The sequence below is a fragment of the Streptomyces sp. NPDC030991 genome (assembly GCF_055571235.1).
Map to the genome: position 1 here is coordinate 1 of NZ_JBVIFR010000058.1, position 1,415 is coordinate 1,415.

A 1,415-nucleotide genomic window follows, 5' to 3' on the forward strand; every position below is an offset into this window, starting at 1 on the left:
TGAGACCTGATGCCGAGCCGATTGTGGTGAAGTGGATGATCCTATGCTGTCGAGAAAAGCCTCTAGCGAGTTTCATGGCGGCCCGTACCCTAAACCGACTCAGGTGGTCAGGTAGAGAATACCGAGGCGTTCGGGTGAACTATGGTTAAGGAACTCGGCAAAATGCCCCCGTAACTTCGGGAGAAGGGGGGCCATCACCGGTGATTGGATTTACTCCATGAGCTGGGGGTGGCCGCAGAGACCAGCGAGAAGCGACTGTTTACTAAAAACACAGGTCCGTGCGAAGCCGTAAGGCGATGTATACGGACTGACGCCTGCCCGGTGCTGGAACGTTAAGGGGACCGGTTAGTGCACTTTCGGGTGTGCGAAGCTGAGAACTTAAGCGCCAGTAAACGGCGGTGGTAACTATAACCATCCTAAGGTAGCGAAATTCCTTGTCGGGTAAGTTCCGACCTGCACGAATGGCGTAACGACTTCTCGACTGTCTCAACCATAGGCCCGGTGAAATTGCACTACGAGTAAAGATGCTCGTTTCGCGCAGCAGGACGGAAAGACCCCGGGACCTTTACTACAGTTTGATATTGGTGTTCGGTTCGGCTTGTGTAGGATAGGTGGGAGACTTTGAACCAGCCACGCCAGTGGTTGGGGAGTCGTCGTTGAAATACCACTCTGGTCGTGCTGGATGTCTAACCTGGGTCCGTGATCCGGATCAGGGACAGTGTCTGATGGGTAGTTTAACTGGGGCGGTTGCCTCCTAAAGAGTAACGGAGGCGCCCAAAGGTTCCCTCAGCCTGGTTGGTAATCAGGTGTTGAGTGTAAGTGCACAAGGGAGCTTGACTGTGAGACCGACGGGTCGAGCAGGGACGAAAGTCGGGACTAGTGATCCGGCGGTGGCTTGTGGAAGCGCCGTCGCTCAACGGATAAAAGGTACCCCGGGGATAACAGGCTGATCTTCCCCAAGAGTCCATATCGACGGGATGGTTTGGCACCTCGATGTCGGCTCGTCGCATCCTGGGGCTGGAGTCGGTCCCAAGGGTTGGGCTGTTCGCCCATTAAAGCGGTACGCGAGCTGGGTTTAGAACGTCGTGAGACAGTTCGGTCCCTATCCGCTGCGCGCGCAGGAGTCTTGAGAAGGGCTGTCCCTAGTACGAGAGGACCGGGACGGACGAACCTCTGGTGTGCCAGTTGTCCTGCCAAGGGCATGGCTGGTTGGCTACGTTCGGAAAGGATAACCGCTGAAAGCATCTAAGCGGGAAGCCTGCTTCGAGATGAGGACTCCCACCCCCTTTGAGGGGTTAAGGCTCCCAGTAGACGACTGGGTTGATAGGCCAGATCTGGAAGCCCGGTAACGGGTGGAGGTGACTGGTACTAATAGGCCGAGGGCTTGTCCTCAGTTGCTCGCGTCCACTGTGTTG

General features: G+C 56.2%; 1 rRNA gene. It reads left to right on the plus strand.

The annotated features are described in order from the left end of the window. Positions 1 to 1,392 (plus strand): 23S ribosomal RNA (locus tag ACZ45E_RS39875); the annotation flags it as partial. Positions 1,393 to 1,415 lie beyond the last annotated feature (23 nt).